The organism is Myxacorys almedinensis A (genome assembly GCF_010091945.1).
Classification (GTDB): Bacteria; Cyanobacteriota; Cyanobacteriia; order Leptolyngbyales; family Leptolyngbyaceae; genus Myxacorys; species Myxacorys almedinensis.
The window spans coordinates 61909-78042 of record NZ_WVIE01000020.1 but is presented as its reverse complement, the minus strand read 5'-3'; the positions used below and the strand labels follow the sequence as shown (position 1 = coordinate 78042).

Annotated in this window: 12 protein-coding genes; 7 read left to right on the top strand and 5 right to left on the bottom strand. The window is 47.2% G+C overall.

Going from position 1 to position 16134, the window contains the following annotated elements:
- Both GS601_RS16510 and GS601_RS16505 read left to right on the top strand, forming a co-directional pair.
- A partial coding sequence (locus GS601_RS16510) for a sensor histidine kinase (protein WP_162424378.1) occupies positions 1-465 on the top strand: 465 nt, incomplete at its 5' end.
- Positions 466-1847: 1382 nt separating this feature from the next.
- Entirely contained in the window at positions 1848-2831 is a 984-nt protein-coding gene (locus GS601_RS16505) for an RNA polymerase sigma factor, RpoD/SigA family (protein ID WP_162424377.1), read from the top strand.
- A gap of 703 nt (positions 2832-3534) precedes the next feature.
- Here the strand turns inward: GS601_RS16505 and GS601_RS23975 are convergent.
- The gene (locus GS601_RS23975; RefSeq protein ID WP_420800312.1) at positions 3535-3729 is read right to left on the bottom strand and encodes a PIN domain-containing protein; all 195 of its coding nucleotides are present in this window, start codon (positions 3727-3729) and stop codon (positions 3535-3537) included.
- Positions 3730-4049: 320 nt separating this feature from the next.
- Here GS601_RS23975 and metH point away from each other — a divergent pair, with 320 nt between their 5' ends.
- Positions 4050-7673, top strand: coding sequence for a methionine synthase (metH, locus tag GS601_RS16495; protein WP_202925146.1), 3624 nt, complete (start codon positions 4050-4052; stop codon positions 7671-7673).
- Positions 7674-7902: 229 nt separating this feature from the next.
- Here metH and GS601_RS23305 read toward each other — a convergent pair whose 3' ends face one another.
- Positions 7903-8049, bottom strand: a complete 147-nt coding sequence (locus GS601_RS23305; RefSeq protein WP_338017061.1) for a Uma2 family endonuclease — start codon at positions 8047-8049, stop codon at positions 7903-7905.
- Between the two features lie 54 nt (positions 8050-8103).
- Here GS601_RS23305 and GS601_RS23300 point away from each other — a divergent pair, with 54 nt between their 5' ends.
- The 4 genes from GS601_RS23300 (at position 8104) to GS601_RS16475 (ending at position 13369) form a co-directional block, all read left to right on the top strand.
- Positions 8104-8265: a hypothetical protein gene (locus GS601_RS23300; RefSeq protein WP_238393318.1), complete on the top strand. Its 162-nt coding sequence runs from the start codon at positions 8104-8106 to the stop codon at positions 8263-8265.
- Between the two features lie 264 nt (positions 8266-8529).
- Positions 8530-9549: a helix-turn-helix transcriptional regulator gene (locus GS601_RS16485; protein WP_162424376.1), complete on the top strand. Its 1020-nt coding sequence runs from the start codon at positions 8530-8532 to the stop codon at positions 9547-9549.
- Positions 9550-9688: 139 nt separating this feature from the next.
- Positions 9689-12271 carry a TonB-dependent siderophore receptor gene (locus GS601_RS16480; protein ID WP_202925145.1) on the top strand — a complete coding sequence of 861 codons (2583 nt, stop codon included), beginning with the start codon at positions 9689-9691 and terminating at the stop codon, positions 12269-12271.
- 12 nt (positions 12272-12283) lie between these two features.
- A complete protein-coding gene (locus GS601_RS16475; protein WP_202925144.1) occupies positions 12284-13369 on the top strand; it encodes an ABC transporter substrate-binding protein in 1086 nt (361 codons plus the stop codon).
- A gap of 180 nt (positions 13370-13549) precedes the next feature.
- Here the strand turns inward: GS601_RS16475 and GS601_RS16470 are convergent, their stop codons facing one another.
- From GS601_RS16470 to metK, 3 genes are all read right to left on the bottom strand, one after another.
- Positions 13550-13822 carry a hypothetical protein gene (locus GS601_RS16470; protein WP_162424375.1) on the bottom strand — a complete coding sequence of 91 codons (273 nt, stop codon included), beginning with the start codon at positions 13820-13822 and terminating at the stop codon, positions 13550-13552.
- 34 nt (positions 13823-13856) lie between these two features.
- Entirely contained in the window at positions 13857-14582 is a 726-nt protein-coding gene (locus tag GS601_RS16465; RefSeq protein ID WP_162424374.1) for a carbonic anhydrase, read from the bottom strand.
- Positions 14583-14872: 290 nt separating this feature from the next.
- Positions 14873-16129 carry a methionine adenosyltransferase gene (metK, locus tag GS601_RS16460; RefSeq protein WP_162424373.1) on the bottom strand — a complete coding sequence of 419 codons (1257 nt, stop codon included), beginning with the start codon at positions 16127-16129 and terminating at the stop codon, positions 14873-14875.
- Positions 16130-16134: the final 5 nt, after the last annotated feature.

The window sequence follows — 16134 nt, the reverse complement described above, 5'->3', positions numbered from 1 at the left end:
GTTACCCTCGCTCGACTTGCAGCCAAAAGGCTTGCCTGCTCTCCCTCCTGCCATCTTTTAATCCGTCGAACTCACGTTACTTTAAAAACCTACGGGCAATTACCTGCCGTTGAGTGTTATCCCGGTCCACTCAATCAGGTATTTATGAACATTCTCGCCAACGCGATAGACGCGATCGCAGACAGCGCCCCTCTAGCCCCACAAATTCAGATCCAAACAGAAGTTGTCAACAATACTGCGATCGTTCGCATTGGTGACAATGGGGGCGGCATTCCAGACGCAGTTCAGGCGCGCCTGTTTGACCCTCTATTCACAACTAAATCCGTTGGCAAAGGAACAGGGCTAGGGCTATCGATCGCCCGTCAGATTGTTGAAGATCAGCATGGTGGCACGATTAGTGTCATCACAGAGGTTGGCAAAGGTACTGTGTTTGAAATTTCTTTGCCAATCGGCACAACTAAGTAGTCAGACCCAATTAAATCTAAGATCAGCAAAATTTATCCTCGCTCCAGCCTTCTTCCGGGAGCAAGAGTCCGGTTGCTCTTCTCCTCTAGAGAGAGGGGTCTGGAGAGCGTTCTAAGTCCCCTAATTCTCCACACAATTGGGGGGCTAGGCAGGGTGGCACAAGATAGGAATAGCCCTGATTTTTTGGTTGATGCTTGCTCAAGGTCGCAACCCTTACGGCTCAATCAGGTTCCTAGGTTTTCCTGCCATGAAAACCACCCTGCCCTTCCATACAATATTGAAATTTGAAATTGGCATGAGTAAATAAACAGTGACCTGACCCTAGCACAGCGATCAGGTGAAGGATTTTGGCATCCGTATAACAAGAAACTAGCCCCGAAAACGTGCTTTAGGAAGGTGTTCGTTCAACGTAAGCAGTGACATCTCAAGAATTTCAGTGACATCTCAAGAATTTCTCTGCAAACACTCTCCGCAAACACACTAGCCACACGTTACCTCTGATACCAAATTTGTTGCCAACGTCTATCTCAGGCATTCTCTTCTATCCCATCAAATAACAGAATTTCTTTACTTCCCAAGATCTATTCTCAGCTATAAAAGAGAGACTTTGCTCCCTCAGAGTTAAGCTAAGTTGTCAACAGTTCAATTTACACAATTTCATTGCTCTGTTATTTAGTTGTCATCAGAATGACACATGAGATTCATACAATAGTTTTATGTCAATAACCATTACCAACTCCTACATTAGTTGAATCTTCAACCTTCATAAATTGTGTCCTAATCAGCAGCCACGATCCCTACATAGACAAAGCTATAACGTTTAGGCTGCTCCCAAAAGGTTCATTCAGATCTCTATCCAAAATCATCTTTCAAAGGTTCGGTTATCCCCCTCAAAACGCTCTATTCAAACCCTATTAGAAGCTTCATCATTTAGAAAGAGCGTATTCCCTGTGACGGCTCGCTTGTGGTGTCTCCCATCTTGCATATGCTGGTCTGTTTATAGCCATCGTTTTGCGAGAATAACTCTCAAAATCACGCCTGAAACCCTTTACTTTTTTAGAATGCTGCTATATTATTAAAACATAACCTGAAGTCGAACTGATTTCGAGATAGCAGCCGCTCCACTCCCGCTACAGGTGATTGCTCTCACAATGTATTTACCCTCTACCCTCAGCCAGTGAATTAACCGCTCTTCTTTGTTTTACCTTAGTTCCTTAGTGTTCGTAGCATTTATCTCCTTACACCGAGAGATGCTAATCCACCGCTTTTTTTATACCTTGAGGGTGAGCTACAAGGCAAGCAAGCCAAGCGTTTATATCGTTTTTCCACCGTTCGCCCCCGCAACAGTTTTTAGTTTGTTTTCACGGAGTTCACAGCACATCATGGCTACTGCCAACACCAAATCTAAAGCCTCCAAGCCTACCTTTTCAGCCGATATGGTGCGAACTTACTTGCACGAAATTGGGCGTGTACCTATGCTGACCCACGAACAAGAGATTCTTTACGGTAAGCAGGTGCAGCAAATGATGACGCTGCAAGACAAGAAAGACTTGCTGTCTAAAACGCTTGATCATGAGCCGAGTCAGCAAGAGTTTGCTGAGCATGTTCGCCTGAGCGAGTCAGAGTTGAACGGCATTCTTCAGCGTGGTCGTCGCGCCAAGCAAAAGATGATTGAAGCGAACCTGCGGCTGGTTGTGTCGATCGCAAAGAAATACCAAAAGCGCAACTTAGAGTTCTTGGATTTGATCCAGGAAGGCTCGCTCGGTTTAGAACGTGGCGTTGAGAAGTTTGACCCCACCCGTGGCTATAAGTTTTCGACCTACGCTTATTGGTGGATTCGTCAGGCGATTACCCGTGCGATCGCACAGCAAGCCCGGACGATCCGGCTGCCCATTCACATCACCGAGAAACTGAACAAGATCAAGAAAGTCCAGCGCGAGCTATCTCAGCAGCTAGGACGTAGCCCATCGGCGGCTGAGATTGCCAAAGAGCTTGACCTTGAGCCAGAACAGATTCGCGAGTTCTTGATCATGTCTCGCCAGCCTGTCTCGCTAGATATGCGCGTTGGCGATAACCAAGACACTGAGCTACAAGAATTGCTCGAAGATGATGGGCCTTCTCCCGATGTTTACCTGACTCAAGACTTCCTCCGTCAAGACCTCAAGAATCTGATGGAAGAGCTTACTCCGCAACAGCGCGAGGTTTTGGCACTTCGCTACGGCTTGAATGACGGTCATGAGCTATCTCTAGCCAAAGTTGGCGATCGCTTGAATCTCAGCCGTGAGCGGGTGCGCCAGCTTGAGCGGCAAGCGCTAGACCATTTGCGACGTCGGAAAGCCAATGTTCGGGAATATATCGCTAGTTAGATTCAGCAGTTAAACGCTAGTATCCTCACTTCCAAGATTTTCTGGAGGTGAGGATTTCTGTTTGGATTGACCAACAGTGCTTCAGAATTTAGTGTTCACAGGGTGATTGGGTCTCGTACGCGGCGAGAACTCCTGCAAGCGCGTGATTTCAAGCATGAGCGCCAGATGCTGAATCGGGTAATGTGGTGAAGCAAACTGAATGCAGTCGAGCTAAGACGCTTCAAAAGCTTTAGAAAGCGGGTAACGCGATTCGGACGCGCGACATTCACCTTGGCAAGGTGTGCTCACTTGTTTCCTTGCAAGGATTCTAGCGCACTCGTCACCACCCCAAATTTACCCCAATTCCAAAACCGAGATTTTTGGAGGGTCGAATCTGTAGTAGAGTACCGTCAGTTTTCGCTGCGATCGATATCGAGTGCCATGCAGTTGAAAGGAGATGTTCGGAGGGAGTTACTGCATAGATGTTAATTCGCAGAAAGAGCAATTTAGCTAGGCTTTTCTTTATGCGGTTGCTACGCAGTTCCTGAAGGGTAATCGCAACGGCAGCAGGGTATTCCTTCCAACTTGCACCTAGACCACTCGACTACGATGGGATCGATGCTACGATCGCGGGTCGGGATGAAACGAATTGGATTCGCTACCCTCGGCTCGAACTTTAACTCAAATCCACCTCGGCAGACATTATCAGCACCGAGTCGATTCGCTATCCTTTAGCCATTAAGAATGATGACGATTTGCGGGTTGAGCATCTTGTGAAACGACCAGAGTACTTCTTAATTAAGCGATCGTCGCACGTCATCAAGTAGTTCACATCAAGCGCTTCAGCACAAGCGATATGGAGTGCATCTAGACTCTTGATGTTATTGCTCGATTCTAGCTCTTGCGCTCTTTCGGCGATGGAATTATTTATCGATTGACAGATAGTTTCTTTTTATACCACTGATTCGACAAAAATTTGCCTATCGCTATAGGGGTTTCGCCTAGTTTCAAACGTTAACGCTTCTGATGAAACCATCTCAATTTCTTTTTCGATCCCGTCCACGAGTAACCGGGTTCGGAAGAGATCACCTGCAAAAAGAATTGAGATGTGCAAAAGTTGTATGTAGCTACCGTAAATTGTCACAGTAGCTGCTTTTCGTAGTTTCGCGGATTCAGCACAATAAAAATTAATCTAACGTTTATTAGACGATCCGTACCATCCCTATCGCCAAACGCCCTATGAACAGTTCCTTCTTACAACGTCTTCATCATCCCGATCGTCCGGTCATTGTGTTTGATGGCGCAATGGGAACCAACATTCAGTCGCAAAACCTGACGGCAGATGACTTTGGCGGCGCAGAGTATGAAGGCTGTAACGAATATTTAGTGCATACCAAACCAGATGCGATCGCAAAGGTTCACCGTGACTTTCTAGCCGCAGGGGCAGATGTGATCGAAACTGATACGTTTGGCAGCAGTCCGCTCGTGCTGGCAGAATATGGCTTACAAGCCATGGCGTATGACCTGAGCAAACGTGCTGCCGAACTGGCAAAGCAATGCACAGCAGAGTTTTCGACGCCCGATAAACCGCGATTTGCAGCAGGTTCGATCGGGCCTGGAACCAAACTGCCCACCCTCGGACACATCGGCTACGACGACCTGAAAGCCGCATTCACCGTTCAGGCAGAAGGCTTGTTTGATGGCGGCGTTGATCTGTTTATCATCGAAACCTGTCAAGACGTTTTGCAAATTAAAGCCGCGCTGAATGCTGTTGAAGCAGTATTTGAGAAGAAAGGCGAGCGTCGCCCACTGATGGTATCGGTGACGATGGAAGTGCAAGGCACAATGCTGGTTGGAACCGATATTAGCGGCGTATTGGCGATTTTAGAGCCGTATCCGATTGATATTTTGGGTTTGAACTGTGCGACAGGTCCCGATCGCATGGCAGAACACATTAAATATTTGACCGAAAACGCACCATTTGTAGTATCGTGCATTCCCAACGCGGGGTTGCCAGAAAACATCGGTGGTCACGCCCATTACAAGCTCACGGCGATCGAGCTTCAGATGGCGCTGCACAAGTTTGTCGAAGATTGGGGCGTACAGGTGGTCGGCGGCTGTTGTGGCACTCGCCCATCTCATATTCAGGCGTTGGCAGAGCTTGCCACCACGATGACGCCAAAAGATCGTCCGATTCGGGCAAGGGTTGCGGCTGCCGATCGGGCAAACGTTCGTCCACCGCTAGGCTATACGCCCTCTGCCGCCTCGATTTACACCGCACAACCGTATGAGCAAGATAATTCGTTCCTGATTGTGGGTGAACGGCTCAACGCTAGTGGCTCCAAGAAAGTGAGAGAGCTTCTGAATCTGGATGATTGGGATGGGCTGATTGCGATCGCAAAGTCTCAAGTCAAAGAAGGCGCGCATGTTCTCGATGTCAACGTTGATTATGTTGGGCGCAATGGCGAACACGACATGAAAGAGCTTGTGTCGCGGCTTGTCACCAATATCACGCTGCCGTTAATGCTCGACTCGACCGAGTGGACAAAAATGGAAGCAGGGCTGAAAGTGGCAGGCGGCAAGTGCATCCTCAACTCGACGAACTACGAAGACGGCGACGAGCGATTCTTTAAAGTGCTAGAGCTTGCCAGAGAATATGGTACAGGCATCGTCGTCGGCACGATCGATGAAGAAGGCATGGCAAGAACCGCCGAGCGAAAGTTTCAGATTGCCCAACGCGCCTATCGCGCTGCCCTAGAATACGGCATTCCTCCCCACGAACTCTTTTTCGACACTTTAGCACTACCCATTTCTACCGGAATTGAGGAAGATCGCGAGAACGCTAAGGCAACGATCGAGTCGATCAAGATGATTCGTGAAAGCTTGCCCGGAGTGCATTTTATGCTGGGCGTCTCCAATGTTTCCTTTGGTCTGAGTCCTGCCGCCCGCATCACGCTAAACTCGATGTTTCTGAACGAAGCAACGTTGGTGGGAATGGATGGCGCGATCGTATCTGCCGCGAAGATCTTGCCGCTCTCAAAAATCGATCCCCACCACCAGAAAGTATGTACAGATCTGATCTACGATCGCCGCGAATTTGACGGAGACATTTGCGTTTATGATCCGCTCACAGAACTGACAACACTATTTGAGGGCGTTAGTACCAAAGACGCACGAGCAGGAAGCTCTCTAGCCGATTTGCCGATTGAAGAACGCCTCAAACAACACATTATTGATGGTGAACGGATTGGTCTAGACGATGCGTTGAAGATTGCATTGGAACAGTATCCGCCGCTAACCATCATCAATACGTTCTTACTCGATGGTATGAAAGTGGTTGGTGAGCTTTTCGGTTCGGGTCAAATGCAATTGCCGTTTGTGTTGCAGTCAGCAGAAACGATGAAGTCTGCGGTAGCATTTCTCGAACCGTTGATGGAGAAGACAGAAGGAAGCGATCGCGGCAAGGGTAAATTTTTGATCGCTACTGTTAAAGGTGATGTTCACGATATTGGTAAGAATTTGGTTGACATTATCTTGACTAATAATGGATACAAAGTGATCAATTTAGGAATCAAACAACCTATTGATGCCATTGTTGATGCTTATAACCAACATCATCCCGATTGCATTGCCATGAGTGGATTGTTGGTAAAGTCTACAGCGTTTATGAAAGACAATTTGCAGGCATTTAACGATCGCGGAATTTCGGTTCCAGTAATTTTGGGAGGAGCAGCCCTCACCCCCAAATTTGTTTACGAAGATTGCCAAAACGCTTACAAAGGTCAGGTGATCTACGGCAAAGATGCGTTTGCGGATCTGACATTTATGGATCGCTTGATGCCTGCCAAATCAGACGGCAAATGGCAAGATCAAGAAGGATTTCTAGAGGATTACGCGAAGTATAACCAGAAAGGACGGAACGCGATCGCAGATGCTGAACGCGAATTAAACGGTGATGCACCCCAAGCAGAAAAATCTTCTGAACCGGACGTTATCGACACTCGCCGTTCTGAAGTTGTTGATCCAGCTATCGATCGTCCCACGCCGCCCTTCTGGGGAACCCAGATTCTCAATCCCGAAGACCTGTCGCTAGACGAACTCTTCTGGCATCTCGATTTGCAAGCCCTCATCGCCGGACAGTGGCAGTTCCGCAAGCCAAAAGAGCAATCTCGCGAAGACTACAACGCCTTCCTTGCTGAAAAGGTCTATCCCGTACTGGAGCGCTGGAAAAACCGGATCAAAACCGAAAACTTATTGCATCCGCAGTTAATTTACGGCTACTTTCCTTGCGTTGCCGAAGGGAACTCCGTTCACGTTTACGATCCGGTTGTAGTTGAAAAAGGGTTGTCACCCCAAACCGCTACTCCGGTTGTAACGTGGAGCTTCCCCCGTCAAAAATCGATGCGTCGGTTGTGCATTGCCGACTTCTTCCGCCCAATTGAGCAAAACCAATTTGATGTCTTTCCCATGCAAGCCGTGACAATGGGACATGTCGCGACCGAAGTCGCTCAAGAGCTATTCAAAGCGAACAACTACACAGAGTATCTCTACTTCCACGGCATGGCAGTACAGATGGCAGAAGCCCTTGCCGAATGGTCTCACGCGCGGATTCGTCGTGAGTTGGGCTTTGGTGAGCAAGAGCCAGATAATCTTCGCGATATGCTGGCGCAGCGCTATCAAGGATCGCGCTATAGCTTTGGGTATCCGGCTTGCCCAGTCGTTAGCGATCAGTTTAAGCAGTTGGAATTACTTGGAACAGACCGGATTGGCATGACAATGGATGAGAGCGAACAACTTCACCCAGAGCAATCGACAACGGCGCTGATTGTTTATCATCCAGTTGCAAAATACTTTAGCGCTTAGGTTAACACTCACTAAAAGTTAGACATTAGTTTCCATTCGTCTGTCAGCAGACTGAGGGAAACCCGTAGGGTTAGACGGCGGCTTATTAACGTTGAGCCATTGCCATCACGGTATCTACCGTGAAACCTGAAAGTGGGGGCAGGGTTGGTAGCGTATCCGTACCCGCATAAATGATCGGTAGCTCTGCCCCTTGCCAGACCCAAATTGGCTGCCTTTGAATATCAATCAGCTAAGCGTATTCAGTTCCATTCGCCAAACAGTGCAGAATTTTGTTTTGTAGCTCTAGGGTGCTTTGATCGGGAGAACGAATTTCAATCAACCAATCTGGAGCACCGGGGAACGGTTCATCTTCTACAGGCAGACGATCGCGCTTCACGATGTAATATCTGGCACAGGAGAGAGGGGAGGAACAATACAGCGAAGCTCCTAGATGGCTTCATACGGAGTTGCTTGGTGCATTGATCGCGTTGACCAAGTTGCGCTGAAGACGCGAGTGGAACAAGGTTGGCATGGGTTTTTGCTGCGCCTGCCCGTTCATAAATTCCCAAGCCGGGGACGCCTCAATGTTTGGCTGGCTCAGAAACTCCTGTAAAGAACTCATGGTTGCAGGCGATCGCATCATTTTGCAGGGTAGGGCAACAGTCTTGATTATAAAATGTCGTTGAATGATTGCCCATATCCACTCAGCGATTCCTGTGGAGTTGCGTAAACCGCAACTCGCGCTCACCAAAATTTAGCCGTAAAAGGAGTGGACGATCGCTCTCCACAAACACAATCAACCAACCCAAAATGATACTATTTCTCAATAGTCTACTATACAATATGACTGAACCTTGAGATCATTACTCTGAATCCGATGAGCATCATTTTGACTCCAGAAGACGAGGAAGAACTGTGGCAGGAGAGTTATGAAACGACTCACTGGTCAAATGGCTGGGAAGAGTCCTATCACTATCCCAAACAACTTGGCACAGGCTACACCATTGGATGCACTCTTCGGGATGGATTAGATCTAAAATTACGTGACTATGAATTGCAGGAAAATGTTAAGTGGAAGGATATAGAGTCACCTGTCAAATCGACGCAAATGCTGAGCTTCTTTGTTGCAGGTAATATCAACACAGTTTTGCATGGTTTGACCAACGAGGTGAGTGAAAATGCTGGAGGAAATTATTTTGCCTCTACTTCAGGGCTAAAGGAAACAGAGGAGTGGTTTGGGGGACAGCGGTATGTTCGAGTCAAAGTGATGTTTGAAACCGATCGCTTATTTGGCAATTTGGGAGGAGCGGAGTTAGCTCAACTGCCGCCAAAACTCAGACAGATTATAGAAACGGGAACGATTAAGCCCCACTACCGACAGGGCGTTAACACTCCGGCGATTCAGGCTGTCCTGCAACAGATTTTGCACTGTCCCTACCAGGATTTGATGAAACGGATGTATCTGGAGAGCAGAGCACAGGATCTAATTGTGCTTCAGTTTACGCAGTTTGCAGAATTAAACACTGCAACCGCACAGCCGTTTTTGAAGCCGGATGACATTGACCGAATTCACCAGGCACGGGACATTTTGATTTGCCATCTCGATCAACCGCCTTCGTTACTAGAACTGGCACGGCAGGTCAAACTCAACGATTGCAAACTCAAACAGGGATTTCGTCAAATCTTTGGCACCACTGTATTTGGTTATTTTCGGGATTACCGGATGGAGCGATCGCGGCAGTTGCTCCAGAACCAGGAGATGACCATTAGTGGTGTGGCAGCGGAGATCGGGTATGCCAGCACAACCTCGTTCGCAGATGCGTTCAAACGTAAATTTGGCATCAGCCCCAAAGCGTATCAACTGACGCATCGAAAGGGGCGGCAGCTATTCGTCTAGCAAAATCTCCGTTTAGAAGAGAAAAGAGTCCGTCCGCAAGAGAAAAGCCTCGCTCAACCATTGTATTCTCTAAACCACTTGAGAAACTTTCCTATCAGCAGGTATCCTGCTGGTTTTGCTGATTGTAGTGGTGTGAGAAATGATGTGGAAACGGCAGCTAATTACCTTGATGGTGAGTTCGGTTCTGGTTTCGATTGGTCAGGCGGGGCAGGCAGAGAGCAAGGAGTTAGGAAGTGAGGGAATTAAGGAGTTAAAGCGTGAGGAAGTGAAGAAGTCAAGGAACTTCATCTCATTACCGCATCACCCTACTACTCGCCTCCGAAATCGATCTCAACCTGCTACGACCGTTAAAGAGTGGATGGCACAGGTCGAAGCGGCAACTGTGCAGGTGACGAATGTGAAATTGGAGCGCACAGCCACCGGACTGGACATTACTCTGGAAACCGCAGAGGGCGAACCTTTACAAGTTGATGCTACGAAGTTTCGCAGTGAAGGAAACTCTCTGATTGCAGACATTCCCAATGCGGTGCTGGCATTACCCCAAGGACAGGAATTTGTGGCAGATAATCCTACAACTAATGTGGCGAATGTGCGGGTGGTGCAGCAAGATGGGAGCAGCATTCGCGTTAGTGTAACGGGGAATAATGCTCTGCCTAAAACAGAGGTGACGCTGAAAACGGGTGAGGTTGCCTACAGTCTCAACCCAGATTCGGATGAACCGGATGAGGAAATTGTGGTAACGGGGGAGCGGGCTAACTCTGAGTATTTCGTACCCGATGCTAGTAGCACCCTCAAAACTGACGTCCCGCTTCGAGATACTCCAACTTCTATTCAAGTGGTACCCCAAAAGGTTATCGAAGACCAAGGTGCAACTAGCGTCAGAGAAGTTGTACGAAATACCAGTGGTGTAAACCTTTCGTTCTCAGGTGGAAATCGTAGCGAACAATTTGTTATTCGAGGGTTTGACGCTGAAAATGGCATCTTTCGTAATGGCTTTCGCGATGATTTTCTCTCAACTCGTACTGAAACGGAGTTAGCTAATATCGATCGCGTGGAAGTACTGAAAGGTCCAGCTTCGGTTTTATTCGGACGTGCCGATCCTGCGGGAATTATTAACTTTGCGACTAAGAAACCATTGCGCGAACCGTTTTATGAGATTGCTTTTACCGCTGGTAGTTTTGATTTTTACCGTCCGACTTTAGATTTCTCAGGATCTTTAACGGAAAACGGAAATCTGGCATATCGCTTAAACGCTGCTTATGAAAACGCGGGTAGCTTCCGCGATGGCGTAAAGTCAGAAAGATTTTTTGTTGCACCTACCCTATCCTGGCAGACCAGTGATAATACCAAATTAACTTTTGAATTTTCCTATTTAAACGACACTCGACCAATAGATCGCGGTTTGGTGATTTTGAGCAACAATAAAGTTGCCGATATTCCTATTAGTACTTTTTTGGGAGATCCAGATATCCGTGCAGATTTTGAAGAAACTCGCACCGAACTCTATCTCGACCATCGTTTTAACCATAACTTATCTTTGCGATCTCTTCTACGCTATACAACTGCAATAGAAATTGGAGGAGGTGCGACTTCACAAATTGTTGGTAACTCAGAGGACGATCGCAATTTTCCTGTAGCGGAGTTTAGGGGGGATCGATTGTCTGAAACTTTCACTATTCAGAATGATTTAGTTGCTAAGTTCAATACTGGTTCGCTTGAGCATACTGTCTTATTCGGCTTGGAGTATTTCACGGCTTTCAATAGCTTTAGAGGAGAAAGAAGACCATCAGGAATGATTGATATTTTTAACGCTTCAGCTTTCAACCCTTCAACTGATGCACCCTTTGAACTACTATTTCTCGGTAATATTCGAGTTAATAGTTTTGGTATCTATTTACAAGATCAGATCACTATCTTAGACAATCTCAAATTTGTAATTGGTGGAAGGTTCGATACCATTAATGACAAATTTGAGGATGCTGTTGAGGGTGATTTTGAAGCGAAAGCAAATGCTTTTTCTCCTCGTGTTGGCATAGTCTATCAACCGATTGAACCTGTTTCTCTGTATGCTAGCTATACCCGTTCATTTACTCCGACATTTGGTACAGATATTAATGGAGAGCTATTTGAACCCCAACGGGGAAAGGCTTTCGAGATTGGGGTTAAGACTGAAATTATCAAAGACCGTCTATTTTCAACTTTGGCTTTCTACAACACAACTTTAACTAATGTAACTACGGAAGATCCTGCTAATCCCGATTTTGAAATTCAAACAGGAGAACAAAATAGCCGAGGCATTGAACTAGATATAGCTGGAGATATCCTGCCTGGATGGAAGATTTTCGCGGGTTACGCCTATACCGATGCCGCAATATCCAAAGATAATGTAATTCCTGTGGGCAACCGCCTTGTCAATGTACCAGAGCATAAGTTCAATTTGTGGACGACCTATACTCTACAAAAAGGTAGTTTGGCGGGTTTGGGATTTGGTTTAGGGGTTTTCTATGTTGACAAGCGTGCAGGGGATTTAGATAATTCTTTCTTTGTTGATGCCTATACTCGTGTTGATGCTGCAATTTACTATGAAAAGGAAAGCTTTCGAGCTGCACTCAACTTTAAAAATCTCTTCGATTCCGAATTTATTGAAGGTACGAGAGGAAGACGAGGAGTCGAGCCTGGTGCACCTTTTACAGTGTTGGGCACAGTTTCAGTGAGATTTTAGAGTTTTGAACTCATGACATTATTTAGCATAGCTTCGATCATGTTAGTGATTCGAAAATCCTATCAATTTGTTCACTTTTTGCTGCTGTTGCTGCTTGTCGCTCTGTTAATCATTGCTTGTCAGAATCTCCCTATTGAAGCGCCTACTTCAATCGAGCTTAGGGATTCAACCTCTGATTGCCGCCTGGTGAAGCATGAAATGGGTGAAACGAAGGTCTGTGGTCAACCCCAACGAGTTGCGGTTCTTAGCCCCCATATTCTTGACAGCATATTGTCTTTGGGTGTTCAACCATTCGCCTATGCTACAGACGGTTTACTAAATTTGAAGAAGTTCGACCAACCAAAGAAGCAAATTCCCTACTTAGGAAACTATGTAACCTCTCAACCTATTAACGTGGGAGATCGCAAAAATCCATCGCTAGAACTATTGGCAAAAATAAAGCCTGATCTGATTCTGAGTGAAGCTTGGCTCGCAAAAGAGAAGTATGATTTACTGTCTCAAATTTCCCCGACACTTCTATTCAGCTATTTCGGACCTGATGACCAAAAGGACTGGCGTTATGACATTGAGGGAATAGCCAAAGCTTTAGGGCGCGAAGATAAGGCTAAAGAGTTGTTAACCCGCTATCCTGACCAAATTTCAACTGTGCGTGACCAATTGGCTTCAGTAGTTGCCGCTCACCCACGAGTTTTATGTATCAGCACCGACAATCTAGCTAGCACGATCTATTTGGAAGAAGACTATACAGTAACCAGACTATTACAGGAGGTGGGGTTTAAAATTGTATCGCCTCAAAATTCGTCTCTTGTTCCTGGAAACAATATGCAAATTTCTATAGAAGTACTTCCTCAAGTTGAGACCGATCTGATCTTTGTAATGGCATGGTCAAATAACAATCTGAAAAACCCACAGGAAAAAGTCAAACAGCAGTGGGTCAAAAACCCATTATTGAAACAACTGCCAGCCTTCAAAAATGGTCATATGTTTTTCGTTGATTACTTTATTTGGGGTGGCGTTACTCGCGGACCTATTGCCGATGGGCTCATTCTTGAACAACTTCCCCAACTCCTCAATCCTCTCAATGAAGAGAGTGGATAAATGCGTTAGTATCCTGATTTATTTGTTATGAGATGGAAAAGCTGAAATGCCTTCCCTCCGCTACCCTTGTCCAAGCTCCAGCAGCATCCCGTAGATCCAGGTTTTCGAGAATCACCTGCGTTGGTGAGTTTGATCTGGGTGTGGACGGCTCTCATTATGGTTTATAACCTATTAATTCTCCTAGGCAAAGGGTTCTTCAGAATCAGACGCTTCTACCGTACCTTCTTCGAGCGTCTCTAACACAAATTGGCGGGCTAAGCGATCGTAGGTTCCTGCCCCAATAAACTGAGGGTATTTGTGCGATCGCGAATACACCCAAACCATCTGTCCCTCTTCCAAGATGCGAATTTCCTGAAACCACTTGCACTGGGGAATCAGCAATTTTGCAGCATCGAGAGCATCTGTCCATCGATCGAACCTTTGAGAGCCATCGCGGGTAATTACTTGAAACATTTTAATTGATCTACCATCCACCCTTCTAGAATATCTAGATGCCGTTAAACCTGACGAGCGGTAGCCCAATAGCCTCCGTGCCATGATCACCGCCGGAACAGCCATTACAGCCCATGCCAAGTTCCTTCGACCCCAGCAGGCAACTAGGATACAACTGCCATTCTGACGTTGAAATCTGCAAATCTTGGATCAACCCAGAGTGAATATCAAGCACCCACCCATGCACACTGGGCGCATTACCATTCCGTAGTGCCTTCCGCATGATCGGCATTTGGTAAAGGTTTTTGACCTGAGCAGCCACATTCAACTCAGCCAATCGGTTGAGTTGGGCTTCTCGCGTGGGCAGCGCCTCAAATTCATCTTGTTTCTGTAAATACAGTTCCCGAATCGGACTCACCCAATTGTCTACCAGCCCTGTGGCTGTGCCTTCGAGCGCTGCTTGGATGCCGCCACAACAATAATGACCGCAGATGATGATGTGTTTAACCTTGAGATGTACGATCGCATACTCCAAAATCGCTAAGAAATTAATGTCCGTCAGCGAGACCTGGTTTGCAATGTTGCGGTGAACAAACATTTCTCCTGGCTCGGTTTGCGTAAACTTGGTCAACGGCAGCCGGCTATCAGAACAGCCAATGTAGAGATAGGGCGGCGTTTGAGCCGTAGAAAGCTCTTCAAAATAGCGCGGCGTTTGTGCCAGCTTTTCAGCGACCCAAGCACGGTTATTTGCTAAAAGATCTGCAAAGCTGTGGTAGTGCATGAATTCTCGCCTTAAACATCAAAACGTCGTCGAGCGAGTTCTGAGCTTTGATTGAAACGTCACGATAGTTTGAACATCACTTTTGAACGTCACTCTAGTTTGCGGGAAGTCAATAGTGCTGTCAATTGGGTAGTGATGAAACGCTGACGTGGGCAGCAAAGCGCTCTTAGAACCATGAGACATAAACAGAAATTCCTCATGAGGATAGCCTCACAAGGAATTTCTGCCCGATTAGACCTACAAACCCGACACGAAACGATCGCAGATCTTCCCGTCTCAGGTTACCAAATCTAGCCCACTGCCGAAGCCGACAGAGCCGCCTGCTTCAATTCGTCTGCTTTATCCGTCAGTTCCCAAGGGAGTTCCAGATCTGGGCGTCCAAAGTGACCATAGGCAGCGACATCCTGATAAAAACGTCCGCCTCGCTCACCGGGCACGTTTCGTAAGCCAAAGGTCTGAATGATGCCCGCCGGGCGCAACTCAAAATGCGCGTTAACGAGTTCTAGCAACTGCTCATCGCTGATCTTGCCTGTGCCAAAGGTTTCGATCATGATGCTCACTGGGCGTGCCACCCCGATCGCATAGCTCAATTGCACTTCGCACTTGCTTGCCAACCCAGCCGCCACGATGTTTTTTGCCACATGACGCGCTGCATACGCCGCACTGCGATCGACCTTAGTGGGATCTTTGCCAGAAAACGCGCCGCCGCCATGGCGAGAATAACCACCATAGGTATCAACGATGATTTTCCGCCCCGTTAAGCCAGAATCGCCTTGAGGTCCACCGATCACAAACTTGCCCGTTGGGTTTACCAAAAAGCGTGTATTGGCATCAGGCTGAATCTCGATATCCGCAAAGCATGGCAGAACCACCAGTTCCCATAGGTCTGCTTGAATTCGGTCTCGGACGGCGGCTTCGTCGGAGATACCGTCGATCTCGGCGGTGTGCTGCGTCGAAACTAGAATCGTATCAATGCCCACGGGGCGATCGTCTTCGTAGGCGATCGTAACTTGGGTTTTGCCATCAGGACGTAAGTACAACAGTTGACCTGTCTTGCGAACGGCTGCCAGCTTGCGAGAAATGCGGTGTGCAAGGCAAATCGGCAGCGGCATAAATTCGGGCGTTTCATCGCAGGCAAAGCCAAACATGATGCCCTGGTCGCCTGCCCCGATCGCATCCATTGCCTCATTGCTGAGATGTTCGCGGCTTTCTTGGGCGGCATCTACCCCTTGGGCAATGTCAGGCGACTGGGCATCCAGCGCTACTAAAACCGCACAACTATTGGCTGAAAATCCATTTTCCGCGCCAGTGTAGCCAATTTCTGCAATCTTCTGACGGGCTAGCTCAATATAGTTTACTTGAGCTTTCGAGGTGATTTCGCCCGTAATCAGCACTAAACCAGTGTTGACAACAACTTCAGCCGCTACGCGACTGGCAGGATCTTGAGCGAGGAGGGCATCTAAAATGGTGTCAGAAATCTGATCACAAATTTTATCAGGATGACCTTCAGTAACAGATTCGGAAGTAAAGAAATATCGACGGGACAAGAGCA

What these genes read in the sequence shown, in the direction of transcription:
- GS601_RS16505 (WP_162424377.1), top strand. Translation starts at nt 1,848, where the DNA reads ATGGCTACTGCCAACACCAAATCTAAAGCCTCCAAGCCTACCTTTTCA.
- metH (WP_202925146.1), top strand. Translation starts at nt 4,050, where the DNA reads ATGAACAGTTCCTTCTTACAACGTCTTCATCATCCCGATCGTCCGGTC.
- GS601_RS23300 (WP_238393318.1), top strand. Translation starts at nt 8,104, where the DNA reads ATGGCTTCATACGGAGTTGCTTGGTGCATTGATCGCGTTGACCAAGTT.
- GS601_RS16485 (WP_162424376.1), top strand. Translation starts at nt 8,530, where the DNA reads ATGAGCATCATTTTGACTCCAGAAGACGAGGAAGAACTGTGGCAGGAG.
- GS601_RS16480 (WP_202925145.1), top strand. Translation starts at nt 9,689, where the DNA reads ATGATGTGGAAACGGCAGCTAATTACCTTGATGGTGAGTTCGGTTCTG.
- GS601_RS16475 (WP_202925144.1), top strand. Translation starts at nt 12,284, where the DNA reads ATGACATTATTTAGCATAGCTTCGATCATGTTAGTGATTCGAAAATCC.
- GS601_RS16470 (WP_162424375.1), bottom strand. Translation starts at nt 13,822, where the DNA reads ATGTTTCAAGTAATTACCCGCGATGGCTCTCAAAGGTTCGATCGATGG.
- GS601_RS16465 (WP_162424374.1), bottom strand. Translation starts at nt 14,582, where the DNA reads ATGCACTACCACAGCTTTGCAGATCTTTTAGCAAATAACCGTGCTTGG.